Annotated in this window: 20 protein-coding genes; 2 read left to right on the top strand and 18 right to left on the bottom strand. The window is 33.5% G+C overall.

Annotation, left to right across the window (positions count from 1 at the left end; genetic code table 11):
- Positions 1–139: 139 nt before the first annotated feature.
- Positions 140–1,546, top strand: a complete 1,407-nt coding sequence (locus tag ACQKCJ_RS09655) for a DUF4403 family protein (protein WP_271336798.1) — start codon at positions 140–142, stop codon at positions 1,544–1,546.
- A gap of 24 nt (positions 1,547–1,570) precedes the next feature.
- On the opposite strand, the gene ACQKCJ_RS09650 is transcribed toward ACQKCJ_RS09655, so the two are convergent.
- The 15 genes from ACQKCJ_RS09650 to ACQKCJ_RS09580 form a co-directional block, all read right to left on the bottom strand.
- Positions 1,571–1,861 (bottom strand): hypothetical protein, encoded by a 291-nt coding sequence (locus ACQKCJ_RS09650; protein ID WP_427401925.1) that lies wholly within the window; start codon positions 1,859–1,861, stop codon positions 1,571–1,573.
- Positions 1,862–1,874: 13 nt separating this feature from the next.
- Positions 1,875–2,414, bottom strand: a complete 540-nt coding sequence (locus tag ACQKCJ_RS09645; protein ID WP_427401924.1) for a DUF420 domain-containing protein — start codon at positions 2,412–2,414, stop codon at positions 1,875–1,877.
- Positions 2,415–2,416: 2 nt separating this feature from the next.
- A complete protein-coding gene (locus ACQKCJ_RS09640; RefSeq protein WP_271336801.1) occupies positions 2,417–3,106 on the bottom strand; it encodes an SCO family protein in 690 nt (229 codons plus the stop codon).
- Positions 3,107–3,118: 12 nt separating this feature from the next.
- A complete protein-coding gene (locus ACQKCJ_RS09635; protein ID WP_271336802.1) occupies positions 3,119–3,760 on the bottom strand; it encodes a hypothetical protein in 642 nt (213 codons plus the stop codon).
- Between the two features lie 78 nt (positions 3,761–3,838).
- Positions 3,839–4,195, bottom strand: coding sequence for a cytochrome C oxidase subunit IV family protein (locus tag ACQKCJ_RS09630; protein ID WP_271336803.1), 357 nt, complete (start codon positions 4,193–4,195; stop codon positions 3,839–3,841).
- Between the two features lie 18 nt (positions 4,196–4,213).
- A complete protein-coding gene (locus ACQKCJ_RS09625; protein ID WP_427401923.1) occupies positions 4,214–5,191 on the bottom strand; it encodes a cytochrome c oxidase subunit 3 in 978 nt (325 codons plus the stop codon).
- A 42-nt stretch (positions 5,192–5,233) separates the two neighbouring features.
- Positions 5,234–5,821, bottom strand: a complete 588-nt coding sequence (locus tag ACQKCJ_RS09620) for a cytochrome c oxidase subunit 3 (RefSeq protein WP_271336817.1) — start codon at positions 5,819–5,821, stop codon at positions 5,234–5,236.
- Positions 5,822–5,829: 8 nt separating this feature from the next.
- Entirely contained in the window at positions 5,830–6,732 is a 903-nt protein-coding gene (gene cyoE / locus ACQKCJ_RS09615; protein WP_427401922.1) for a heme o synthase, read from the bottom strand.
- A gap of 238 nt (positions 6,733–6,970) precedes the next feature.
- The gene (gene deoC, locus ACQKCJ_RS09610) at positions 6,971–7,714 is read right to left on the bottom strand and encodes a deoxyribose-phosphate aldolase (protein WP_427401921.1); all 744 of its coding nucleotides are present in this window, start codon (positions 7,712–7,714) and stop codon (positions 6,971–6,973) included.
- A 110-nt stretch (positions 7,715–7,824) separates the two neighbouring features.
- The gene (locus ACQKCJ_RS09605) at positions 7,825–8,208 is read right to left on the bottom strand and encodes a VanZ family protein (protein WP_271336807.1); all 384 of its coding nucleotides are present in this window, start codon (positions 8,206–8,208) and stop codon (positions 7,825–7,827) included.
- Positions 8,201–8,581 (bottom strand): glycine cleavage system protein GcvH, encoded by a 381-nt coding sequence (gcvH, locus tag ACQKCJ_RS09600; protein ID WP_271336808.1) that lies wholly within the window; start codon positions 8,579–8,581, stop codon positions 8,201–8,203. The genes ACQKCJ_RS09605 and gcvH overlap by 8 nt, the downstream gene beginning before the upstream one ends.
- Positions 8,582–8,668: 87 nt before the next feature.
- The gene (sprA, locus tag ACQKCJ_RS09595; RefSeq protein ID WP_427401920.1) at positions 8,669–15,868 is read right to left on the bottom strand and encodes a cell surface protein SprA; all 7,200 of its coding nucleotides are present in this window, start codon (positions 15,866–15,868) and stop codon (positions 8,669–8,671) included.
- Between the two features lie 24 nt (positions 15,869–15,892).
- Positions 15,893–16,474, bottom strand: coding sequence for a Holliday junction branch migration protein RuvA (gene ruvA, locus ACQKCJ_RS09590; RefSeq protein WP_271336810.1), 582 nt, complete (start codon positions 16,472–16,474; stop codon positions 15,893–15,895).
- Between the two features lie 78 nt (positions 16,475–16,552).
- Positions 16,553–18,844: an NADP-dependent malic enzyme gene (locus ACQKCJ_RS09585; RefSeq protein ID WP_427401919.1), complete on the bottom strand. Its 2,292-nt coding sequence runs from the start codon at positions 18,842–18,844 to the stop codon at positions 16,553–16,555.
- A gap of 158 nt (positions 18,845–19,002) precedes the next feature.
- On the bottom strand, positions 19,003–19,428 hold the full coding sequence (locus ACQKCJ_RS09580) for a CBS domain-containing protein (protein ID WP_271336812.1): 426 nt from the start codon (positions 19,426–19,428) through the stop codon (positions 19,003–19,005).
- A 573-nt stretch (positions 19,429–20,001) separates the two neighbouring features.
- On the opposite strand from ACQKCJ_RS09580, the gene ACQKCJ_RS09575 reads away from it, so the two are divergent.
- The gene (locus ACQKCJ_RS09575; RefSeq protein WP_427401918.1) at positions 20,002–20,316 is read left to right on the top strand and encodes a hypothetical protein; all 315 of its coding nucleotides are present in this window, start codon (positions 20,002–20,004) and stop codon (positions 20,314–20,316) included.
- A 630-nt stretch (positions 20,317–20,946) separates the two neighbouring features.
- Here ACQKCJ_RS09575 and ACQKCJ_RS09570 read toward each other — a convergent pair.
- The 3 genes from ACQKCJ_RS09570 to ACQKCJ_RS09560 form a co-directional block, all read right to left on the bottom strand.
- Positions 20,947–22,887, bottom strand: coding sequence for an OmpA family protein (locus ACQKCJ_RS09570; RefSeq protein WP_427401917.1), 1,941 nt, complete (start codon positions 22,885–22,887; stop codon positions 20,947–20,949).
- Between the two features lie 10 nt (positions 22,888–22,897).
- Positions 22,898–23,803, bottom strand: a complete 906-nt coding sequence (locus ACQKCJ_RS09565) for a PorP/SprF family type IX secretion system membrane protein (protein WP_271336815.1) — start codon at positions 23,801–23,803, stop codon at positions 22,898–22,900.
- A gap of 53 nt (positions 23,804–23,856) precedes the next feature.
- Positions 23,857–25,907, bottom strand: a 2,051-nt coding sequence (locus ACQKCJ_RS09560; protein ID WP_427401916.1) for a gliding motility-associated C-terminal domain-containing protein, incomplete at its 5' end; no start/stop codon positions are given.

The raw sequence follows: 25,907 nt of genomic DNA, 5'->3' as shown, positions 1-25,907 counted from the left end.
TTAAGTAAAATATGATAAGAAAACGTTAATAATTTCGTTTAGTTATTACAATAAGACTCAATTATTTATCAAATGTTACACTTTTTTAAGATAATATAATTGTTTTCTTAATTTTGCATCACTAAAAAAAATCTTAACAATGAAGTTTTTTTCAATTATCTCTTTATTCACGGTACTTACTGCTATAAGCAGCTGTTCTACATCTCAAAAATTAGAAACCTTAAAACCGGAACCGGACGACGCAAGTCCTTTAGTATACGAAGCAAATCCTTCGTTTATCAATTTACCCATAACAATAAAACTCAGGGATATTGAAAACCAAACCAATTCTTTACTGAATGGTTTGATATATGAAGATAACAACATCGAGGACGATGATATCGAAATGAAGATCTGGAAACAAGCACCTATAAAAATTCTAAATGACCCAGCGAATCCGGATAAAAAAATAAAAACAATTTTGCCATTAAAAGCAACAATCAAATATAGAATTGGTACTAAACAATTGGGCGTTGAACTTTATGATGTCAGAGAATTTAACCTGAATGGAGTAATTACTTTATCAAGCGATGTAGCGCTGACGAACTGGAAATTAAATACTAAAACTGCTTTCAAATCATTAGACTGGAGCGAAAGCCCGACAATGCTAGTCTTTGGAAAAAGTATGCCAATAACTTATCTTGTTAATCCGGCAATTTCTATTTTTAAATCTAAGATTGAAAAGAAAATAGATGAAGCGATCGAAAAATCGATGGATTTTAAACCGAATGTTTTAACGGCTTTAGAAAAAATCTGTACTCCTTTTCAGATGAGCGATACGTATGAAAGCTGGTTACGAATTGTTCCTGTTGAAATCTATTCTACAAACGCAAAGCTTAAAAATGATTCGTTTTTATTGGATATGGGAATGAAATGCAATATGGAAACTATTGTAGGCAAACAACCGGAATCCAAATTCAGCGCCAGTAAAATTATTTTGAAACCTGTTACTAAAATCCCTAATCAGATTTCGGCTAATATTGCTGCAATTTCAACTTATATTGATGCTTCGAAAATTATGACCAAAAATTTTGCCGGACAGGAATTTGGATCAGGAACCAAAAAAATAACGGTCAAAAATGTATCTATCTGGCATAAAAACGGAAAAATGGTAATTGCGCTTGATGTTTTGGGCTCTATAAACGGAACTCTTTATTTAAACGGATTTCCACAATACAATCCTCAGACTAAAGAAATTTATTTCGAAAAACTTGATTACGTTTTAGATACAAAAAGCAGATTAATGAGAACTGCAAGCTGGCTTGGACAAGGTTACATACTAAGAAAAATGGAAGAAAGCTGTCGTTACTCGATACAGCCTAATTTAGAGGAAGGTAAAAAAAGCATGGCAACTTATCTTAAAAACTACTCTCCAATGCCTGGTGTTTTTGTAAATGGAAAAATGGAAGACATTCAGTTTGATAAGATCCAACTAACCAATCAGGCGATTATCGCTTTTATAAAAATAAACGGAACTGTGAATGTTTCCGTAGATGGATTGAAATAAAACAAAACAAAAAGCAGAATAAAATTATTCTGCTTTTTTCTTTTTTGACTGGTACATTCTATAAATCAAATAACCAATTACTGCTACAAGCAAATAAGGGACGACCATCAAATAAACTATACCGTTATTTACTGCTTCTGCTTTTTTTATGTTTGAATCTCCTCCAAGCGCTGCACGACACATGGCGCATTGAGCATTTGCTGCAAGAGAACAGAAAATAGTCAAAAGAACGTAGAAGCATTTTGTTGAGAAAAAATTCACTATTCTGCTTCTATCTTCCATCTTATTTTCCAATCTATTTTCTATATTCTTCATTCTGTTTTCTAATTTAAGCATAATAAGGAGAAATCATTAAGTAAACTACAACGCCTGTAACCGCAACGTACAACCAAAGCGGAAAAGTTATTTTAGCTATTTTTTTATGTCTGTCGAAACGTTTTGCAAGTGCTCTTACATACGTTATTAATACTAATGGAATTATAGCAATCGATAATAAAATATGTGTTACTAAAATAAAGAAATAAACATATCGTATCGCGCCTTCTCCACCAAATTTAGTAGAATCTGCAGTCATATGATACGCCACATACATTACTAAAAAAGCAACTGACAATGCAATAGCAAAAGTCATCAAACGTTCGTGAAGCTTTAATTTTCCATTTTTAACAACAATTACCGCCCAAACTAAAACTATAGCTGTAATACCATTTGTTGTAGCATAAATTGGCGGCAGGAACGAAAGTGGTTCTACATTAATACCAAAATCTTTTAATTTGATTCCGAATAAGATTGCTACTACAACCGGAATAATAATTGAAACCGCAACAATAAGCTTGCTGTATTTTTTTTCTAATGAATGATCTTCCATTTCTATTCTGCTAATAATATTTTAATATCTTCCTGAATATCCCTAACTCCTTTTTTGTCAAGTCCGTCATAATAAATATTCGGATTTCCAAATTCATCTTTTCTGCAACGAATGTTTCCGTCTTTATCAATTAAGGCAAATAAACCTGAATGCTCAAAACCTCCACTTACTTTATCATTTTCACCGGCATAAAGATTAAATCCTTTGTTAGACAAATCCATAATAGTTGCTTTATCGCCTGTTAGAAAATTCCAGTTAGAGGATTTCACACCCAATAATTTAGCATGATCTTTTAAAACCTGTGGAGTATCATGTTTAGGATCGATCGTAATAGAAACAAGACCGAAATTTGGATTACCAAAAAAAGTTTTCTCAATCTCCAACATGCTTAAATTCATCTTAGGACAAATTGACGGACAAGTTGTAAAGAAAAATTCCAAAACATACACTTTTCCTTTATAGGTTTCATTAGAAACTTTAATGTTATCCTGATTTGTCAATTCAAATTTAGGAGCCGGACCAATTGTTATTAGTTTCGCATCTGCTGTAGAATTTTTTAATCCAACATTATCCAAGCGATTTCCTTTAACGACATCTCCATTTTTTATTCTGTCTACAATTTTAGGCACTGCATAAATTCCGAAGATTAAAATAATAAACGAAATTCCGATATATGATTTATTTTTAAACATAATATATAAAGATTAAAGTTCTTTTGTTGCGTTGTGATTCTTTTTCAAAGCTGCGCGATATTCATATAAAATGATTTTAAAATCATCTAACATTTCGTTGCTTAATTCTGACGGATGAAAAGTATTGTATCCTTCCTTGTATTCATCTTTATCTTTTCGTCCTCTTAAATTTCTTTCTTTATCAACGATGTAAACATTCGAAGTTCCAAGATTCTTATCTAATTTTTCTCTAAGATGCAATTGATCATAAAACACGCTGATTTCTTCCGGAGAAGCAAAAACAAAATGCCAACCTGAAACATCTGTAAAAGCACCTAATGATTCTAAAATTTTCTCAGCATCTTTTTCAGTTCCTAAAGGGCAAACCACTACAAATTGCAAATCTGTAAAACCATTATAACGCTGATAGATTTTCTCATTTAGATTGAAAAAATTTCCTCTGTTTTTTAAAATCTCAGTTCCTGAAAAACCAAGAATAGTAATTTTATTATTTAAAGTTACTTTTTCTCCTTTAAGGGATTTCCAATTACCAAAGTCGGCAATTTTAGGAGTGATTGTTGGAAGTTTAGTAAAACTATTTACACCTGAAGCAAAAAACAAATAGGCTACAATTGGCAAAACAAAAAGTACAAAGAGAACTATATTTTTTTTCATTGTATTAACGGAAATTATTGAGGTACAAAAATAAAAAAAGCTCCGTTAAACGGAGCCTCTTTTCGAATTAATATCATGTTAAAAATTCCATTTAATAGTAGAATCTTTAAAAACCCCATAAATATAATGTCCTTCTGTTAGCAGAATAAACAATAAATATAAAACTAGGAAAATAACTGGTGAAACAACTGACCATCTAAGGCTGCTTTTTTCACCTTCCATGTGCATAAATGCCCATACTATATAATATGCTTTGAATATTGTTAAGATATAAAATATCCAGTTCAACAAATTCAAACCTACAAAATGATTGAATTCAAGAAATCCAGGTTTAATAATACCCAAAATAACTTCTACTGTAGTTACTGCTGATAATAGAGCAAAAACAAACCAGATTCTTTTTGTATTTGATACGTATTCGTGATCGTGTGACATAATGATAAATCTTAAAAATTAAACTAAGTAGAAAACTGTAAATACAAATACCCAAACTAAATCGACAAAGTGCCAGTATAAACCAACTTTCTCTACCATTTCGTAGCTTCTTCTTTTTTCGTAAGTACCTAATAATACATTAAAGAAAATAATGATATTAATGATAATTCCTGAAATTACGTGAAATCCGTGGAATCCTGTAATAAAGAAAAAGAAATCAGCAAACAATTTACTTCCGTATTCGTTTCTTGTCAGGTTTGCACCTTCTACAACATATTTTGCTGTACTTAAACGAGCTTCAGATTCTTCTCTTGACAAAACTGTTTTTTTCTTTTCAGCTGTAAGATGCTCTGTTCTTATCAATAATTCAGGGTGTGCTTTAAAACCAGCCTGAATATCAGCTACTGAATATGTTGGCACTGTTTCAGCACTTTCCATAAACCATTTTCCTTTTGCTCTTGTAAGTTCTTCCGGTTGGTTTGGCAGTGTTACAGCAAAATCTGCAAGCGCTACTCTTTTACCATCCTTATCAACAAACTGCAATAAGCTCCCACCTACTGTTTCAATAGCTCCATATTCACCTTTAATGAAGTTTTTCCATTCCCATGCCTGAGAACCAACGAAAATCATACCTCCAATAATTGTTAAGAACATATAGATTGCAACCTTTGTTTTCTTTAATTGATGACCAGCATCAACAGCTAAAACCATTGTTACAGATGAGAAAATCAAAATAAAAGTCATTAAGGCTACATAATACATCGGAGCCGAAACACCGTGCATAAATGGGAAGTGAGTAAACACTTCATCAGCCAAAGGCCAGGTTTCGATAAATTTAAATCTAGAAAAACCATAAGCTGCCAGAAATCCAGAGAATGTCAGGGCATCTGATACGATAAAAAACCACATCATCATTTTACCATAACTTGCTCCTAATGGCTCATTGCCGCCTCCCCAAGTTTTTTCGTTGTTTGCAGTAGTAACTGTCGCTTCCATAAAAGATATTCGTTAAAAAGTTCCCAAATTTACGTTTTTTTCTTATTTAAAGAAATATAAAAATAAAAATAAATATACCCATAATAAATCCAAAAAGTGCCAATACATCGCACCTAGTTCTATACCAAGAGTTTGAGTCGAATTGTATTTTTGTTTAAAATGATTATAAATTATAATTAAAAGTGAAATCAACCCTCCAGCCAAGTGTAATAAGTGAGTTACGGTAACTACATAAAGAAAAGTTGTAGTAATTGAACTACCTTCTCCTGTAAAATAATAACCGCTTTTTACAATTTGTCCAAAACCTACAAACTGTAAAACGATAAACAAAACACCTAAAGCCAATGTTCCTAAAAGAAACGCTGTTGTTGCAGTTCTATTGTCTTTTTGAATGGCTTTTTTTGCCAGATAAAAAGTAACACTACAACCAATAATTACTGCTGTACTGTAATAAAAAGCAGTTGGTAATTCAAAATTCTTCAACCAATCGGCCCTGGATTTACTCACTACAAATGCGCTTGTAAGTCCGGCAAACATCATTGTCATGCTTACCATTGCAAATAACAAAATCAATTTAGCCGATTTTGCTTTTCTTAATTGCTCTTCACCTTGTGTCATTGTCATTGTCATTTCCATAACTATCTTAAAAATTTATCTACTATAAATACTATTTGCAGTAACGAAATATACGAAACACTTACCAGCATCAATGTTCTTGCTGCTTTTGCTGTTCGTAATTTGTACAAACGCACTGCATAAAACAACATCCACAATCCTAACAAAAACACAATAATCGCTGCAATTGGCGTAATAAACAATTGCCCTGTAAATCCTAAAGAAGGCAATAATGACGCTATGATAAGCCAAACCGTATATAAAATAATCTGCAAAGCAGTCTTTCTGTCTTTTTTTCCTGTTGGCAGCATAAAGATTCCTGCTTTTGCATAATCGTCATATAAAAACCAACCGATTGCCCAAAAATGAGGAAATTGCCAGAAAAACTGAATTAAAAAAAGTGTTCCCGCTTCGATACCAAATTCTCCTGTTGCCGCAACCCAACCTAACATAAACGGAATTGCTCCCGGAAAAGCTCCTACAAAAACTGACAACGAAGTTACTGTTTTTAAAGGTGTATAAATACTCGTGTATAAAAATATTGAAATCGCCGCAAACATTGCTGATTTAGCATTGATAGTATACAATAATGCAATACCTATAATAGTAAGCAAACTTGCTACTGACAAAGCTACTTTTGGAGACATTCGCCCTGAAGGAACGGGACGATTTTTAGTACGATCCATCAATAAATCGATATCTTTTTCGATTACCTGATTGAAGGCATTTGAAGCCCCTACCATACAATATCCACCAATCATCAAAACAGCCAAAACACTCCATTTAAAAGGATTTTCAGCATTTACACCTAACAAGTAACCAGCAATTGAAGAAAACAATACACTGATCGCTAAACCAGCCTTTGTAATCTCTTTGAAATCGTTGAATATTGATTTTAGTGAAAATGTATGTTTAGTAGCGTTCAATACGGTATTTGTTTGTATGTTTTTTTTGAGTGGTGCAAATGTACAAATTAGATTGTAGAATACTGACCTATAAAATTAGATTTTTTTCAATAAAACCTTTATAAATCGAGGTGTTGCAAATCTTTAACACAATTATTTCGAAAAATCTTATTAAAACAAGTACACAAAGACAGGAATATTCAATTGATTATCAAATCCAGGTTTATTACACTTTTTAGGTACAAACGCAGATTTACACTTAATATTGATTTGCAGTATTTTCTCCGTTTGCTATGGCTTTTGCAGCCGACGTTCCGATGCGCTTAACGCCTAAACGAATCATCTCAACTGCGTCTTCATAAGAGCGAACTCCTCCTGCAGCTTTTACCGGTAATGGCGATGCATTTTCTAACATCATTATTATGGTTGGGATGGTAGCTCCGTTTGGTAAATCATTTTCGGTTTTATAAAAACCTGTCGATGATTTTACAAAAACAGAAGCATAATCTTCTTCTTTAAAATTTGAGATCACAACATTTTTTATTAATGCCGAAAGCTGGATAATTTCTTTATCAGTAAGAGCCGCTACTTCAATAATCCATTTTACCGTTTTATTGTTTGCGAGACCAATTTGGGTTCCAATTAAAATTTCCTGCTTTACTAAAGCAATATCTCCGTTTTTGAAAGCTTCATAATTGCAAACAAAATCCAAATCGTCTGCACCATCTTCGATTGCTTTATTTGCTTCTTTGATTTTATTCTCTAAACTCGATTTGCCTTCCGGAAAATCTATTACGGTACCAACAAGCACGCCCGAATTTGCATTCGAAATCATTTCTTTAGCCAAAGCTACATGTTCCGGTCGGATCATGATTAGCTTAAAACTTTCAAGAATTGCTTCTTCGATTGCATTTTTGACTACAATATCATTTTCTGCTTCTGAAAGTCCGGCTTGCGAGGCAGTTTTTAAATAGGTCGAATCTAAATATTGTTTAACGTTCATGATTATATAGAATTGAAACAAAAATACATTTTAAATACATAAGAAAATACACTTTTCAAACCTTGATTTTCAGACAATAAAAAACCCACCGAAGTGGGTCATTATTTTTTTTATATTTTATCGATTTGCTTCTTAAAAGCTATTGCTGCAAAAACACCAAATAAAGCTCCAAGCGCATTTGCTAAAATATCCGTCACATCAGCAGCTCTTGTAGTTGTCAGCACACTTTGTAAAATTTCGATTGTAATTCCGAAAAAAACAGAAAATATAAACGAAATCAAATAGGCTTTATAATCATCAGGCGCTTTTCCTTTAAGTTCTTTTTTGAAAAACAAAATCCATGAAATTGTAAATCCAAAATGAAAACAAAAATGTACAATTTTATCTATGCTCGGAAAATTTACAGCAGGAATATTACTTGCATCTGTTAAACAAAAATAAGTAATAACACCTGAGCAAATCAGAGCCCAGAGTAATAATAATTGTTTAGGCACCGATAAGTTGTTTGTAAGCTTCATCAGATAACAAACCATCTATTTCTGATGCATCTGCAATTTTTATTTTGATCATCCATCCAGCTCCGTAAGGATCAGAATTTACTGTTTCAGGTGCACTTTCCAAGCTCTCATTAAAAGCAATAATTTCTCCTGTTAAAGGCAAAAATAAATCAGATACTGTTTTTACAGCTTCAACTGTTCCAAAAACTTCATCTTTATCAAGTGTCTGATCTAAAGTTTCTACTTCAACATACACGATATCTCCTAACTCTTTTTGTGCAAAATGAGTAATTCCTACAGTTGCAACATCTCCTTCGATGCTAACCCATTCGTGATCTTTTGTGTACTTTAAATTTGCTGGTATGCTCATAATACTATGTTTGTAAATTGATAATTTAATAATTAAGCCACAAATGTAACAATCTTCTAATGAAATCCTGTTTAGAAACTAAAAAAATTAATTTCCGAAATTATATCGAAGTGTAAATCCTGACCTGATGTTCGTTAAAGGAAATGATGTCGAAATTACAGCTTTAGAGAACGAATGATCGTAATAGAATATAGCCGTTAGGTTTTTACTAAACGAATAATCAGCAGTTAATTTTAATGCCCATATATTCTGACCCGCCGCCAGTTGATTGTTATCATAATCTAAATAACGTACGAGTGTTTCATTCTTTCTAAGAGAAAAGTCAGCTTTAATATTGATATCACTTTTTATAATTCCGGTTGGACTATCTGCCAGTCTTGATGAGAAAATAACATCCTTAAAACGATATCCCATACCTACTATATACTCCATGCCTTTTACTTCTGTCAATAGATTATTATCAAAACTCATTGATAATGCCCTGTCTTTTTTGATTTCTGTAAGTATTCTTAAAGAACCTTTTAATTCAAAATCTACACGGATAAGCGGACTAAACTGCTCTACCAAATTGACATTGGACATAATAGTCTTATTATAGAAATTGGTATTTACATCTTGACCGTTTGGTTTTTCAGTAAAATCAAAATTCGACCTAAATTGATTTATCGTATAAGATGCTCTGTAATTATGCTGCAATGAGAAACGCTTGAATTTATCCTTGAAAAATTTATAGCGCATCAGACCATTGTATTTTATACTCCAGTTTGGAATAGGAAAACTTTTAAAAATATCCGTCGAACTGCTTGAAGCATTTCCTCCTGAATAAGCTGCCAAAAATGCTGGCAATAAAACAGCCTGATTGCTTTTTGTAAATCCTATTGGATATCCTTGATTCGCTACATATACTTTATAATTAGGATCTGTTTCTGCCGGAATAGGATTATTTACATCTCCATATCTCGGAATATCCGCTCCTCCATAATGCTCTCCTGCCAGACGATCTGCAATAATCAAACGATTGTTTCTAAAATCATCAAATGCCGCTGACTCAGTTGCGCTGCTGGTAGAGAATGCCGTTTTGATTAAAACTGTCGAAATCGAGAACATTCCATAAGTATAAGGAGACAAAGGCAAATATTCTCCGTTTACAACACTAAACTGCTCTGATGAATTTTCAGAATACGCACGATCCATCGCTAAATCAATCTTTAAATCAGGCAATAAGTCAATATTTGCCGTAACTTTCAAAAGCTTGTTAGTTACCTGAGTAAAGCTTTGATTAAAATCCTGATAATCTGTCAACCATCCTCTTTTAGCCGCTTCGTAACGTACATCATCCTGACTTCCAAAAATAAATCCTAAAGTTGGTCTTGATGTTCCAAAGAAACCAACACTTGGCGTATAACCCGGTAAAACGGTTCCGCTATTTTTAGTATAATTAACCTGAATGTTTTTTACACTGGTTAAGATTCCAATCATACCATCATAAAACGGACTACTGCTTGTAACAGGTTTCGCTGTATTTACAATTTTTTCTCCTGGTTTAGGCGGCGCCGTTAGTTTAGGCTTGGCTCCTGATTTTGCACCAGGTGTTAATCCTAAATATTTATACAGCGTATTCATACTAAAAGTTGTAGTCAGCGTATTCGAATTCGCATTCTGAATGGTATTTCCTAAATCGAACTGATTACCACTAGGGTCAACATACTCAGAGAATGCTGTTGATGAACGCTGCCAGCTATAATCTGCAGTATAAGAATACGATGCTTTTACGAATCCAAAAACAGGAATCTTATTGATTGGAATATCATAATTCAAAACCAATTGCTGTAAGTGTTGATTTGGCGTTCCTATATCTAAATAATCATCCCAGATATTAAAATCCTGCTTTGGCGAATTATCATCATTCAAAAAGTTTCGAACGATATTATTTGATGCTGCCGTGTAATTTAATTTTAATGATTTTGTCAAATTATAACCGAAACCATATTGATAATTAAATGCAAAATTTCTTCTGTATAAAGGATCCAGACCAATTCCCTGAACTTCAACTTCTCTAAATTGCTGACGGTTACTTTGTCTTAAAATATTAGTATTAAAAGAGATATTAGACGGTAAGTAATTAAAATTAAAGTCACTCAACATCTTCCAATAATCACTTTTTTTCATGAATTTGGTCTGCTTAAAAGGAACTATTTCTTTTGGCTGAAAAGTATAGGCATAATTCACTGCTGTATTCGATTGTTCATCCAGATAACTTTCGACCTCATAATCATGTCGTTCTACCTGATTATACGATTGTGAAAATGTTAAATTTTCGACATCATACACGTGTGGTTTTTGCTCGGGCGCTCTGTCTTTTCTTACTCCGATAAAGTTAATACTTCTTCGTTTTGTATAATCGACAGCACGTGTTCTGATATTTTCTTTTTCTGCCGGATCTGTAGTTTCTCTTAATAACTGATCTAATTTGATATCCTGATTAAAAGGATCATATTCCGGTGTAATTACTTCTTCACCAATCGCATAATTAAAAGGTAAGTTGATTCCCCATTTTGGAGGTAATAATTTACCCAAATTAAGATTGGTCACAATATTATATTGCTGAATATCTTCACGATCTCTCTCGTTTGCGCCTTGCTCTAAAGACCCAAAACCAATTGTACTTTTTCTACCGGTAGCAGAAACTGTAGCAAAATCTGCCATATTGGTATCAATATTCAATATTGCCGCCATTCCGCCTTTATTCTCTAAATCTGCCAAACGAAGCTCATTGAACCAAACCTCTCCTTTAATGCTTTTGTGATCTGCCCTGCTTTTTACCCCAACCATTAGATTTCGAACTAAACCAAAATTAGGATTTCCTTTTATACCTAATCTTAATTTACTATCGCCATCGCCTCCGCCTATACTTAAATCATCGTCCGGATAATAGATTCCGTTAATGTCTCGCTTATTAGAGTTGATATCAATACTCATGGCTTTAATTTTCATTCTGGTCAATAATTCCAGAACCAAATCGATATTATTATCTTCCATCCAGACCTGATCAGGACTTATTGCACAAGACCCTCCTGTTCTGGTTACTTTTAATGGAATTTCGACCTGATAAAAGTTTTGTGTAAAGTCATTTCCAAAACGAATAAAACCAATCATTTCATCATCTTGCAAACTATTTTCGTTAGGCAAAGATTCTGCGTGCAGGTACATTTTTAATTTTTTGTACTGACGCATATCAACACTTACATTTTTAAAAACTGCTCTTGAATCCTGATACTGTAAACCTGCCCCACCAATACGCACTGCTAATGCTTGCTCATTTTGATTGATGATGGTATTGTTGTTGTACAATTGTTCTCTTTGAACTCCCGGAGGCATTACATAATTTACAGGACATTTTGTACTGTTTTCCTGAATATTAACCGCCGAAACATCAAACTCAGTACCATCGTCATCCGGATTTGTATCATTTGCATCCAACGTTCCTGTATACCTTCTCCACTCTCCTCGTACTAAATCCAGCGCTCCAAAACGAACTGTCATTTGGTTATTAAAACCGGTCATGAACATACGCATGAATCGAATCGATCTGAAATCTGTAATATTACCAATTGTATTTTGAGGTTGTGAAACCGGAATTTTAAACTGAATCCATCTGGCTGTTGTTGTTCCCCCATTAGGCAATTCGACATTACTTACCTCGCGGATATCTGTAATGAAATTTTGACCAACCTGCATTCCAGGTTTTACATCGATACTATATTCATAATAAGCATTGATTGTGCTCATTGTATTATCACGGTTAATATCTTCTACATCCGGCAAAGTTGTCGAACCACGATTAGGATCATCGATACTTACAGCTGAGTTGTTTTCTGTACCATTATAGTTTTTATAACGATCTAATACTCCTCCATCGGTATTTAAATAATAGATGTAATCATCTGCTGCAGGATCTTTTTCTCCGGCATAATTAGTATATACCGAACCTTCTTTTGAACTTGGCAAACCATCTAAACCAACATCTTGGTTTCTACGGTTTTCCGGGTTTGTATCAAAAGCATAAATCAGGGATTGCGATGCCGGAACATCTCCCCAAAGTGGTTGCGGATTTACCATTATCTGTCCTGGCCCTAATCCGTTTTCGTATTGTTTTCTTCCGTCTTTTAATACATCTTCAGAAATTTCACCTAAATTGAAATATATTTTTCCTGTATTACCCGTTGGTGCCTGCGAATTACCAACATAAGGATCTAAAACCCAAAACTGAATATATTCGACATTTCCCTGCTCAAAATTTGTTGAATTTAAAGCTCTCATGATTCCCCCAAAATTAGAATTTGCAGGGTTCGTACCAAAATTTGGATTATTATTATATGGTCCTCTATCAGATGGATAATAAGTTAAATCAAGTGTATTGATTACCTGAATTTGTCCTTGGGCAATATCTGTATTAGGATATAACTCTCTACTATAAATTCTTCTGGTTGTATTTAATGACAAATCATCATTTGAAATTCCGGATGGTTTCGAAGAATAAAATATTGGGTCAATAGTATACCAGGATAATTTTGCTCGTTTATAACCATACTCTAATGTATTTGAATTTGCATTAAAAGTATTGTCATTTATAGAATTCACAAATGGCGTAGAAGCTAAACTCCAAGCATAAGCAGAGCGCATATCGATTGTCGATTGTGATCCCTCGAAATCATCTACATATATGGTTGCTTCTCCTTCAAAATCACTTGCTTTTGGTGCATCAGGTCTTAAAAACGCTACTTCTCCTCGAATAGAAAGATTCGACGGAACATCTGTATCAATATTAGGTAACTTATTTACTAATCTGGTAAAAAATGGAACTTCTGTAGAGTAATTTCCATTAAAACCAAAGATTGTATTGTTTACTGATTCCTGTCCATAACTCGATTTTTGAGTAAATGGTTTTTCTGTCATTTTTAGATAAGTACCACCAATAACAAAATTATCAGAAATTTTATGTTCAATATTGAAACCCATAAATCTACGGGTTTGCTGACCAAAAATGGAGTTGTTTTCTAACGAAACTTCAATTGGTGTATTCGATGCCTGAAGCGAAGGATCTAAAATCTGAACACGGCCTAATTGATAATCGACACTATAATCGATACCTTCTACCAATCTTCGTCCGGCAGCCATAACCACAACAGAACCCTGCGGCACATTGAATGCCCCAATTGGAATACCGTTGCTACCTGATGATTTGTATTTACCTCTTAATAAGAATTTATTTTTATCACTATCCTGCAATGCTCCAGATTGCGTGTTGCGATACATGTTTCTAAAAACATATTTTTGCTGATTGGCATTGTATGAATTGGCGTCGTCATAGTTTTCGCCTGAACCTGTATTTTGTAATTTTTTAAATAAAAGCTCTCCAAAAGGTTCTTTGGTGGTAAAAATAATTCGGCCATTTTGAACATCTACCGTTATACCGGGAATATAATCAAAGAAACCATCTCCGCCAGTTTGCGGATCATTATTATAATTGAGTCGATCTAAATTGAATACATTTAATAATGGTGTCTGATCGACTTTATTGTCCGGCGTTGGGTTCGTGGGGAAGGTAGTTCCCTGAACGGGCGTAATATAATTTATTGGCGAAGGATCTGTATAAAGTATGTTTAATCTAAAGTCATCTTGTTTGATTTGATATGCCTGAGGAATTTGATAAACGTTTTTCATCATCAGGTTCCAAACCGGATTTTGAACATTTGTCAAATTACTTTTCAGCATTTTCAGAACTAAACTTTGTGTAATAATAGCCTGATTTGCATTATTATTTCCGGTAACCACGGTACCGTCAACTCCATCACTACCAAATTCTCCTACCTGATACACTTTACCCCCAACGGTATACTCGAAAGCTACTGCCAGAATCTCATCATTTGCTAAACGCTGCTGCAACGAGATATATCCTAATTGTGCATTAAAAGTAAATTCGTTTGCCGTTAATTTTCTTGCATTCTCAAGTACGGAATAATCTGTGGCTTCGCTCGTATTAGGATTATTAAATCCTGATTTTGCAGTTACAATTTCTCTAATGTTTGAATTTAAGAAAGCTCCTGCCTGACCAATTGTAGCCGGATCGTATTTATTATTCTTATTATCTGTTGGTGAATCGATAGGATTATTAAAAAAACCTGCAGTAGAACTAATAACTACAACCTGATTATCAGGAATACCTGTAACTTGTCCTTCACCTAAATCCTGAAGTGCAATAATATTTCTAAGATTATTATTGTTTGTGCTTACTCTGTTTTGTTTATTGGTTACCCAAACTTCTATTCTTGTTATCTGAACACGGCTATCAATAAATGGATATTTAGTTAACGAAGCATCATATTTATTTCTAAAATATTGTGATAAGAAAAAGTGCCTGTCATTATCATAGTCTAAAGCATACAAATCAAAGTTTTGAACTGTTCCTCCACCTTCTGCAACTATACTCTTGGTTTGCGACTTCTGTTCTGAGAAAACTCCGGTAACTGTTGTCTTACCAAACTGGAGTTGTGTCTTGACCCCAAACAAACTTTGAGCACCACGAATAAGCGTACTATTTAATGGCATGCTGACGTTACCAACTTCTACTTTTTGAATAATATCATCTTCTGAAGGGGTGTATGCCAGTTTAAATAAATTCTGAAAAGCAAATGTAGACTGGGTATCATAATTAGCATTTACCTCTAATCTGGTTCCTACTTTTCCCATAAGACTCATACTGATTCGCTGATCAAAATCGAAGGTCATACTTGACCTGTTTCTTGGAGAGAAAGAAGGATTATCTTGTTTGGTATATCGAACTCCCAAATCCATCTCTACTGATCCTGTGGGCTTTACATCGATTGTATTACTCCCGAAAATACTTTCAAAAAGACCTGAATTAATATAATATCGAGGTAATAAATCTTTTTTTGCGGCTTCGCTTCCTATTTTTTTACCATCGATTGCGTCTGATTTCTTTCTGAAGTAATCTCTTCTGGATTCTTTCAGGACTAAATCTTCGTATTCTTTAGGGGTTAATATAATAGGATAATTGATTGAGAAGCCATTAACAGAACTGGTATAAATATATCGATCTGTAATGGGATCATATCTGTAAGCAGAAAGTATACTTGGCGGATTGTCTATCTCTACTTTACCAACTGAGAATTGAGTCTTAGTTGTATCTTTAACTGTCGGATTTACTTGCGCACGCAAAACATTACCGCAAAATAAAAACAGTAAAAAAATACAAATTTTACGCATACAATTCTTGATATAAAATTGAGTTTATAGGCTTTTTAACGCTTTTTTGATGATTGTTTCAACAGTAGCTTCCGGATCTTCTTTTACTATTTTTTCTACTACTTTTTCTGAAGTTTTTCTAACAAAACCTAAAACTTCCAAAGCAGATAACGCTTCATCTCGATTTGTATTGTTTTGAACTACCGAAACTTCATCTAAATCGTACAACTTTAACACTTTTTCCTTCAAATCGAGTATAACTCTTTGTGCTGTTTTGTTTCCAATTCCTTTAATTGACTGTATAACACCAACATCTCCGGATGCAATCGCATTAATAATTTGTCTGGGTTCTATTGAAGATAACATTGTTCTGGCAATATTGGCTCCAATTCCTGAAACAGATAATAACATTCTGAATATTTCGCGTTCTGATTTCTCAGCAAAACCAAATAAAGTATGCGCATCTTCCTTGATTAGAAGATGCGTATACAGTTTTATATTTTCAGCATTAGGGATTAATGAAAAGGTATGTAAAGATATATTTACCTGATAACCAACTCCTCCACAGTCAATTATGACGTCTGTAGGATTTTTTTCAACTAATTTCCCTTGCAAATGTGCTATCATAGTATATTTTATAAAGGCCAAATATAACAAAAATGCAATAAAAATACGACATTATTATTTGCCTCTTAATGATTTATACTATTTCGCCAGTTTATTTTTTTTATTTTCTTTTGCCTGAGCGTCAATTACTGCAATTGCTGCCATATTAACCATTTCCTCAACACTTGCTCCTAATTGAAAAATGTGAACCGGTTTACCCATTCCCATCATAATTGGACCAATAGAATTTACTTTATACAACTCTTTCAATAGTTTATAAGTAATATTAGCTGAATCTAAATTAGGGAATATCAGGGTATTTACTTTTTTACCGGCTAATTTAGAGAAAGGAAATTTCTCTGCAAGCATTTCTTGATTTAAAGCAAAATCTGCCTGAATTTCTCCATCAACAATTAATTCCGGGTGATTTTTATGCAAGAAAGCAACTGCTTCTCTCACTTTTGACGCACTAGGACTTGTAGATGAACCAAAGTTCGAGAATGAAACCATTGCAATAACCGGCTCAACGCCAAACATTTTTGCCGTTTTTGCTGTCATGATCGCAATATTCACAAGATCTTCGGCTGATGGATTGATATTAATTGCCGTATCTGACAAGAACATTGGTCCACGAGAAGTCATCATCATGTTTGCTGTTGCAACAAGTGAAGCTCCGGGAGCTTTCTCTATTAATTGTAACATTGGTTTTACAACCGTTGGATAACTTCTTGTATGTCCTGTAACCAAAGCGTCTGCTTCGCCTTCGTTGACCATCATTGCTGCGAAATAGTTTCTTTCGCGCATGTATTTTTGTGCATCAAGTAATGAAACTCCTCTGCGTTCTCTTGTGTCCCAATATGAAGCAGCAAATCTATTACGTCTTGCTTCTTCTTCGTTTGTTTTAGGATCAATAATTTCTAAATCAGCATCAAAACCTAATTCAGCTTTTAATTCTAAAATTACTTCTTTATTACCTAATAAAATTGGAAAACCAATTCCGTCTTCATGAACAATTTGTGCTGCTTTTAATACATTTAACTGATCTGCCTCAGCAAAAACGATTCTTTTAGGATCCATTTTTGCACGATTCGTAATCAAACGCACCATTTTATTATCGTTACCCATACGTTCGCGAAGTGCATCTTCATAAGCTGCCCAGTCTGTAATAGGATTTTTTGCAACACCAGATTCCATAGCTGCTCTTGCAACTGCCGGCGCTACTACTGTAATTAATCTTGGATCGAATGGTTTAGGGATAATATATTCTTGCCCAAAACCTAGTTTCATTGCTCCGTAAGCGACATTAACCTGTTCTGGAACTGGCTCTTTTGCCAAAATAGCCAAAGCTTTTACGGCAGCCATTTTCATCGCTTCGTTAATTTTTGTAGCTCGTACGTCTAATGCTCCTCTAAAAATATATGGAAAACCAAGAACGTTATTTACCTGATTAGGAAAGTCTGAACGCCCTGTAGCCATAATAACATCTTTACGAGTTTCTGTAGCTAAATTATAATCGATTTCCGGATTTGGATTTGCCATTGCAAAAACAATCGGGTTTTCTTTCATTGTCAATAACATTTCAGCAGACAAAATATCTCCTGATGATAATCCTATAAAAACATCTGCACCTTTTACGGCTTCGGCCAAATCAATTTTAGGACCATCTATAGCATATTTCAATTGTAGTTCTGATAATGAAGGATTGTCTTTTGTTAAAAGTCCTTTACTATTAAACATTAAAATATTTTCTACTTTAACACCTAACAAAACATATAAATCAGTACAAGCTATTGCTGCAGATCCTGCACCTGAAACTACTACTTTTACATTTTCTGCTTTTTTTCCTGCTAATTCAAGCGCATTAATCAAAGCTGCCGAAGAAATAATTGCCGTACCATGCTGATCATCATGCATTACCGGGATATCCAATTCTTCTACCAATCTTCTTTCGATTTCGAAAGATTCCGGTGCTTTAATATCTTCTAAGTTAATTCCTCCAAAGGTTGGAGCAATATTTTTTACGGTCTGAATAAATTCTTCAATATCCTTAGTTCCAATTTCAATATCAAAAACATCGATATCAGAGAATATTTTAAACAATAAACCTTTTCCTTCCATTACTGGTTTAGAAGCTTCCGGGCCAATATCCCCAAGTCCTAAAACAGCTGTACCGTTTGAGATAACGGCAACTAAATTTCCTTTTGCTGTATATTTGTAAACGTCATCTACGTTTGCTGCAATTTCTAAACACGGTTCTGCAACTCCTGGCGAATAAGCCAAAGATAAGTCTCTTTGGGTTGCATATTTTTTTGTTGGAACTACCTGAATTTTTCCTGGAGTTGGTTCTGAATGGTACAGTAACGCTTCTCTTCTTTTACTCTCTTTGTTCATTTATTTTAGCTTTTATTCTAGCTTACAAAGATATAAGTCTTGGTTTAAATTGGGGTATTTTTATTATTTTCTTTTATCAAAATAGCATTTATTACCCCCAAAAAAAATAGCCCGCTATTATTTGGACTATTTTATCAAGCTTATTTTATTAATTTCTTTTATTGTGAAATATAAGAGTTTAAATGATTTATTGTGTCTTTTTGAATTTCTATAATCGCTTTTACAACATCGCTTATAGAAATTATTCCTACTACAATTCCGTCCTCCAGAACCGGTAGATGTCTGATTCTTTTGGTACTCATGAGCTCCATACAATCCTCGATATTGTTTGAAAGGTTTACCGAAAAAACATTGCTTTCCATAATTTCATGAACAAAAGTTTCTTTTGAAGATTTGTCTTTTAAAACAATTTTTCGGGCATAATCCCTTTCAGATAATATTCCTTTTAAATCGCTATTATCAATAACAAGAATAGCTCCTATGTTTTTCTCTCCCATCACTTTTAAGGCTTCATAAACCGTTGTTGTTGAAAGAACCGAATAAACATTTTTTCCTTTTGCGTTTAGTATTTGATTTACAGTCATATCTGAAAAAATTTAGATCTATAAAGTTAGAAAAAAATGAATACACACCACAACGAAATCGATTTTTTAGAACTTAATCAATTCATTTTAAACATAATAACCAATATTTTATATTTCAGAAATATTACCTCAAAAAAATGAATGAATTTTATAATGTTATTACGAAAAATGCAGGGTTTTGATTGTCAGAAGATTTATTCTAAATAAAATGAGGGTTTTGTGAAAATCATAATGATATTGAATAAAGTTCCAGCGGAGCGATATATTTATAACAAATCATAACGATGCAAAGTAAAGCTCCAGAGGAGCGACATATTTATAGCAAATTATAACGATATAGAATAAAGCTCCAGGGGAGCGATATATATAATCAATTAAATATGCCACCCTGATGGGGTTCAATTTTGTATTTTTTTTTATTTTTCTATAAATATGTCGTCCCGATGGGACTTTTTTTAATTTCAAAAAATAAATTATTGTAGGATTTTTACAAAAAAAAATCATCAACATATTATAGTATGTGAAAAATAATAAATAAAAGACAGTAATTGCATGAATTAAAAATACACGATCATGGAAACAACTGAAACTACAAAATTAGAGAATCTCAGAAAATTAATTGCCCCGTATTGCAATACTGCAAAATCGGATGACAATCAATCAGAAGCTCAAAAAGCACAAACTCATTATTATGAGCTTGGTTGTGTGATTACAAATCTCCTAAAAATGTGTGTTTTGGCATTAGATCATGAAGAACATAAGATTTCGGAAACAAATAAATCTCCTATAAATGTTTCGCTTATTTTAGAAACCGTGCTGGAAATGTTACCTTTGGATGAATTTGAATTGTTAGATGAAATTAATCAAATCGTTGTTGGGAATAATTAAAATATTGGGGTGTTTTTGTAAACTGGACTAAAGTCCAGCCCTACAATATAAATCGAGCCGATGGCTCTTTATGAGTGGTGTTTTATAAAACGAACCTGAAATATACTTTGTTCTTTTGGAACTTTCTGGATAGTGTTTTATAAAAACAAAACTGAAATATAGCATAAGTTCCAGAGGAACAAAATATATTGTAGAGCTGGACTTTAGTCCAGCAGAAATATAAATCAAACCGATGGATATTTATGAATGGTGTTTTATAAAACAAGCCTAAAATACAGCACAAGTTCCGGAGGAACAAAATATATTGTAGAGCTGGACTTTAGTCCAGCAGAAATATAAACCAAACCGATGGATATTTATGAATGGTGTTTTATAAAACAAGCCTAAAATACAGCATAAGTTCCGGAGGAACAAAATATATTGTAGAGCTGGACTTTAGTCCAGCAGAAATATAAATCAAACCGATGAATATTTATGAATGGTGTTTTATAAAAACTAGTACCAAATACAGCACAAGTTCCGGAGGAACAAAACATATTTTAGAGCTGGACTTTAGTCCAGCAGAAATATAAATCAAACCAATGGATATTTATGAATGTCCAGCCAAAATATAGGATTGCAATACGAAAATTACAAATTGGTAATCACAAACTCACTTCTTCTGTTTTGCTGATGTTCTTCTTCTGAACATTTTACGCCATCAAAACATTGATTTACAAGTTGTGATTCTCCATAGCCTTTCGATGTTAATCTATTAGGATTAATTCCTTTGTCTACTAACCATTTCATTGTTGCCTTTGCTCTTTTATCAGATAAAATCTGATTGTATTTTGCTGTTTGTCGGCTATCTGTATGCGAACGAATATCGAGTTTTAGGTCTGGATATTGTTTTAATATTTCGATGATTTTCTCTAATTGAAAAACTGATTCTTTCTTTATAACAGCTTTATCCAAATCGAAATAAATAATAGGAATATCTAGTGTTTTTGCCAAATCTGTTCCTACCGTTATTGTTTTAAATCTTTTTTCTAACTGAATTGGCAAGGTTGTTTTTCCAGATAATTTTTTAATTGTTATTGGAGTTTCTTTACTTTCATAATCAGTCTTTGATGTTCTGACAAAATAATTTTTACCACAATTTACATTAGCAAAAACATAATTTCCTTTTTCGTCCGAAACAACTTCTGCTACAGGATTAAAACTTTCATCTAACAAAGTTACTTTAGTATCTGAAAGAATTGTGTTTGTTTCAGCATCTGTAATTGTTCCCGTTAATTCTTGTTCGCAACTAAGTTTTCGTTTTTCGGTAAAACGGTAAATATCATCAAGTCCCAATCCGTTATCTCTGTTGGAAGAGAAAAAACCATTTCTTTTTTTACTGTCAATTATAAAAGCAAAATCGTCTTGTTTACTATTTATGGGTTCACCAACATTTTGTATTTGTTCGAAAGAACCGTCATTATTTATTTTAGAAACAAAAATATCAAGTCCGCCTAATCCTGGTCTTCCGTCAGTGGCAAAATAAAGTTCGTTATCGCCGGAAATAAAAGGAAATGTTTCTCTTCCTTCGGTATTTATTGTTGCGCCTAAATTTTCGGGTTTCCCAAAGGTTCCGTCCTCATTTATTTTTACTTTAAACAAATCTGATTGTCCTAACGTTCCCGGCATATCTGATGCAAAATACAATGTTTTTTCATCGACGCTTAATGTAGGATGTGCCACACTATACTGATCACTACTGAACGGAAGTTCTTCAATGTTTTTCCATTCGCCATTAACCAAATTAGCTTTATATAATTTTAATAAAGTAACTTTATTTTTGTCTCTTCCTCTTTTTCCGCCTAAAAAGTTGTTTCTGGTAAAATACATGGTTCGCCCATCTTTTGTAAAAACAGGTGTTGACTCATTGAACTTTGTATTTACTTTTTTCTGAAAACGCTGTGGAATTCCAATACTTCCATCAGATGCTAATTCGGCTGTATATAAGTTGGTAAAAGACTTATTTGTCCATTTAAAGTTTTTCTTTACGATTCCACCTGTATCACGTGCAGAAGTAAATACTAATTTATTATCATAAATTGTGCTTCCGTAATCAGAAAGTTTCGAATTAATTCCTGCATCGGCAATTTCGAATCTTCCGGAATTAGATTTTATTTCTTCTAAATAATTTTTATTGGCTTCAAATAAAACTCCTCTTTTATCAGTGGTTATTTTTTGATTGAATTTTTCTAAAATCGTATCTGCTTTAGCATAATTTCCGTCAGATTTTAAACATTGTGCATATCTATATAAATATTCAGGATCCTGCTGCTCATTGATGGCAAACAATTCATTGTACCATTTTAAGGCTTTTAGCAATTCGCCATTAAAATAATAGGAATTACCAAGACGCTGAAACATCTTTTCATCTTTATATCCTTTATTTGCAACACTTTCGTAAACTTTTATTGCATCTATATAAGCGTATTTCTCGTATTGATCATTGGCATACTTTATACCACTTGTTTGTGCTATTGTATTAAGGAAAAAGAGTAAAAATAAAGCGGTATAATTCAGGTTTTTGATTTTCATGTATCATTTTTTAGAAGAATCTTGGAGATGTAATTCTGTTATAATTATTAAAAAATTCAAAACGCAGGAAAATTTCATGCGATCCGGAATTGTATTTTCTTAATTTGGTTGTTTCATGATCATAACCATACCCTATATATAAACCATCTGATACCTGAAAACCTGCCAGCGCACTTACCGATGCACTCCAACGGTAGGCAAGTCCTAATACAAATTTATCATTGAACATAAAATTACCCGAAAGATCGACTTGTAAAGGAGCTCCTTGTACCATTTTTGTCAATACTGCCGGTTTGAATTTGACGTAATAATCGATATCAAAAACATAACCTGCCATGAAATAGTAGTTTATTTTATCTTTGAAAATAGCATTATCATTATTACTATATCTGTTTGTTTCGATAAAATTAGGAATAGACAATCCTACATAAGCTTTATCTGAATGCCAGTAAACACCTGCCCCGATGTTGGGTGAAATTTTATTTCTTAAATCTTGAAATTGGGGATCGCCCTGATCTTCAAAAGTTAATTTATTTACATCTAGATTAAAAAGATTCGCTGTTGCTTTAATTCCGAAGGAAAGTTTAAAGGTCTCGGAAGTTGGAACAGTATATGATAAATCCGTAGATAACGTGTTTTCGTTTGTTGGCCCAATTTTATCGTTTACTAAAGAAACCCCAAGTCCTAAATCGCTATTATTTAAAGGTGTATTTACCGAGAACGTACTGGTTTCCGGCGCACCATCAAGTCCAACCCATTGTGTACGATATAACCCAAAAACACTTAATGCACCACGTGAACCCGCATAAGCCGGATTGATCGTAATGGTATTGTACATATATTGTGTGTATTGAGAATCTTGCTGCGCTGAACACACAACGGTAAAAAACATGAAAATTAAAACTATCTTTTTCATTAAAAGGGCTTTTAAAAAGCGGCTTAGCTAATAACTAAGCCGCTTGTATTTTTTTATTTGTTGATATATAAATAACCTGAAAGCTGGTGCGAGCCTGAACTGCTGTCTTTGTATTTTAGAATATAGAAATAAGTTCCTTCCGGCAATCCTTCAGACTGTTTTACTGTTGTACGTCCTTGAGAGTAACCTACAAAAGCACGGTCTTCGTTGTTGTAATTGTCTACATCGTAAACTAAAATACCCCAACGGTTGTAAATTTCTACCGTATTATCAGGATAACATTCTAATCCCTGGATATAGAATCTCTTATTCTTTTCGTCTCCGTTTGGAGAGAATGCATTAAAGACTTTTATCACACAACCATGTAAGTCTAAGACTGTAGGTTTATCTCCTGTATTACTGCCATCATCTGACAAGTCATCTACAACAACTCCTTTATTGCTTCGTGCCTGAACACTTGCCTGATTGCTTACGCTACCTTTATTAATATCATTTTGCGTAATCTTGTAAGTAGCTGTAAAGTTGTATTCATCTGATTCGTTTACACCTAAATTTATCGCTAGTCCTGAAACTACAACACCTGGTAAAGGATCTGAAATCATAACTCCCGTCAATGAAACATTTCCTGTGTTTGTTACTTTAAATTTATATGTAATTGTCTCACCTGCATTTGCAACTCCGTTATTGTTTTCATCATTAAACACTGCTGTTTTGATAATCGCAATGGCAGGGAATTCTACAAAAACACTTAACGTTGCCATTCCACAATTAGTTGGATTTGCTTTTTCACAAACCTGGTAGGTTAATGTGTAATTTCCTCCCGGAGTATTTGGTTTCACATTTACAGTTCCGTCCTGATTTAATTCGAAGTATGCACTTTGCGACATACTTAAATTCACATCTGCAGGATTTATTGGTAAACCTTTTAATAAATCATTGTCTAAAACATTGATAAACTCAAGTGAACCATTTATTCCGTCAACATTTACTAATCCATCATTATTAATGATAAGCTGTATCAATGGCGTGATTGGCGGAGTATTTATTACCGAAATCTTCGCAACTGCCTGACTACAATTAGATGGATTTAAGACTTCACAAATCTGATACGTCAATTCATAATTTCCAGTTGGCGTTCCAGACTTTATTTCGATTGTTCCGTCTGCCTTTAAAGTTAAGTTAGGATTCGAAACAACAGTAGTCAAAATAACATCTGCAAGATTAATTACTGATCCGTTTATACTATCATTATCAAATATACTTGTTGTTGAACTGTGTCCTTTATTAGTATCTACAGTTCCTGCATTATCATTATTCGCCTGTAAAACTGCTCCCGTTACAGGAACATAACTTTTTACAGTAACACAATTTGCAGGATTTAAATATTCGCAAATAGTATATTCAATCTCATAGTTTCCTATTGGAGTTCCTGGTTTTACTGTTACCGTTCCGTCCGGATTTAAAGTTAATCCTGTTGGAACTTTTACAACTGTCAGGACTATTCCTCCATTACTATTCTTAATAACAGCTGAATTTCCGTTTAATGTAACATTATTTATTAATGGTAATGTTGTTCCTCCAATGCTTCCATTAATAGGAAGAGTGTTCTCTGTTAGAGCTTTGATTGCTGACTGCCCCACTACAATTACTGAAGTTACCTGATCACAATTTGTTGGATTGGTTACTTCACAAATACTATAAGTCAGGTTATAATTACCTACCGGTATATTTGGAGCTATCGTTACTGTTCCGTCTGCATTTAAGGTGAAACCTGCTGGTACGGTTACTCCTGTAAGGATTATGTTTCCAGGATTCGTTCCTATTACTACAGCAACTCCGTTTAAGGTGTCATTCGATGTTAAGGCTGGGGTTTTACCGCCAACATTTCCATTGATTTCTATTGTAGTTTCAGCTACCGCTTTTATTTCTGCAGCACTAACTACGATAATTGAAGTTACCTGATCGCAATTGTCCGGATTGGTTACTTCGCATATTTTGTATGTTAAATTGTATTCGCCTGCCGGGGTGTTTGGTGCTACTGTTACGGTTCCGTCTGTGTTAAGGGTTAAACCTGTTGGTACGGTTACCGGTGTTAGTGTCACTT

It is taken from the genome of Flavobacterium sp. NPDC079362, assembly GCF_050267765.1.
In the GTDB taxonomy this organism is placed as follows: Bacteria; Bacteroidota; Bacteroidia; order Flavobacteriales; family Flavobacteriaceae; genus Flavobacterium; species Flavobacterium azizsancarii.
The sequence above is the reverse complement of the archived record's forward strand: the minus strand, read 5'-3'. Positions and strand labels throughout refer to the sequence as shown.

Excerpts from the sequence above, each read along its gene's own strand:
- ACQKCJ_RS09585 (WP_427401919.1), bottom strand. The coding sequence starts at position 18,844 with ATGAACAAAGAGAGTAAAAGAAGAGAAGCGTTACTGTACCATTCAGAA.
- ACQKCJ_RS09565 (WP_271336815.1), bottom strand. The coding sequence starts at position 23,803 with ATGAAAAAGATAGTTTTAATTTTCATGTTTTTTACCGTTGTGTGTTCA.
- ACQKCJ_RS09575 (WP_427401918.1), top strand. The coding sequence starts at position 20,002 with ATGGAAACAACTGAAACTACAAAATTAGAGAATCTCAGAAAATTAATT.
- ACQKCJ_RS09580 (WP_271336812.1), bottom strand. The coding sequence starts at position 19,428 with ATGACTGTAAATCAAATACTAAACGCAAAAGGAAAAAATGTTTATTCG.
- ACQKCJ_RS09620 (WP_271336817.1), bottom strand. The coding sequence starts at position 5,821 with ATGACAATGACAATGACACAAGGTGAAGAGCAATTAAGAAAAGCAAAA.
- sprA (WP_427401920.1), bottom strand. The coding sequence starts at position 15,868 with ATGCGTAAAATTTGTATTTTTTTACTGTTTTTATTTTGCGGTAATGTT.
- ACQKCJ_RS09635 (WP_271336802.1), bottom strand. The coding sequence starts at position 3,760 with ATGAAAAAAAATATAGTTCTCTTTGTACTTTTTGTTTTGCCAATTGTA.
- gcvH (WP_271336808.1), bottom strand. The coding sequence starts at position 8,581 with ATGAGCATACCAGCAAATTTAAAGTACACAAAAGATCACGAATGGGTT.
- ACQKCJ_RS09655 (WP_271336798.1), top strand. The coding sequence starts at position 140 with ATGAAGTTTTTTTCAATTATCTCTTTATTCACGGTACTTACTGCTATA.
- deoC (WP_427401921.1), bottom strand. The coding sequence starts at position 7,714 with ATGAACGTTAAACAATATTTAGATTCGACCTATTTAAAAACTGCCTCG.
- ACQKCJ_RS09570 (WP_427401917.1), bottom strand. The coding sequence starts at position 22,887 with ATGAAAATCAAAAACCTGAATTATACCGCTTTATTTTTACTCTTTTTC.
- ACQKCJ_RS09630 (WP_271336803.1), bottom strand. The coding sequence starts at position 4,195 with ATGTCACACGATCACGAATACGTATCAAATACAAAAAGAATCTGGTTT.
- ruvA (WP_271336810.1), bottom strand. The coding sequence starts at position 16,474 with ATGATAGCACATTTGCAAGGGAAATTAGTTGAAAAAAATCCTACAGAC.
- ACQKCJ_RS09650 (WP_427401925.1), bottom strand. The coding sequence starts at position 1,861 with ATGAAGAATATAGAAAATAGATTGGAAAATAAGATGGAAGATAGAAGC.
- ACQKCJ_RS09645 (WP_427401924.1), bottom strand. The coding sequence starts at position 2,414 with ATGGAAGATCATTCATTAGAAAAAAAATACAGCAAGCTTATTGTTGCG.
- ACQKCJ_RS09640 (WP_271336801.1), bottom strand. The coding sequence starts at position 3,106 with ATGTTTAAAAATAAATCATATATCGGAATTTCGTTTATTATTTTAATC.
- ACQKCJ_RS09625 (WP_427401923.1), bottom strand. The coding sequence starts at position 5,191 with ATGGAAGCGACAGTTACTACTGCAAACAACGAAAAAACTTGGGGAGGC.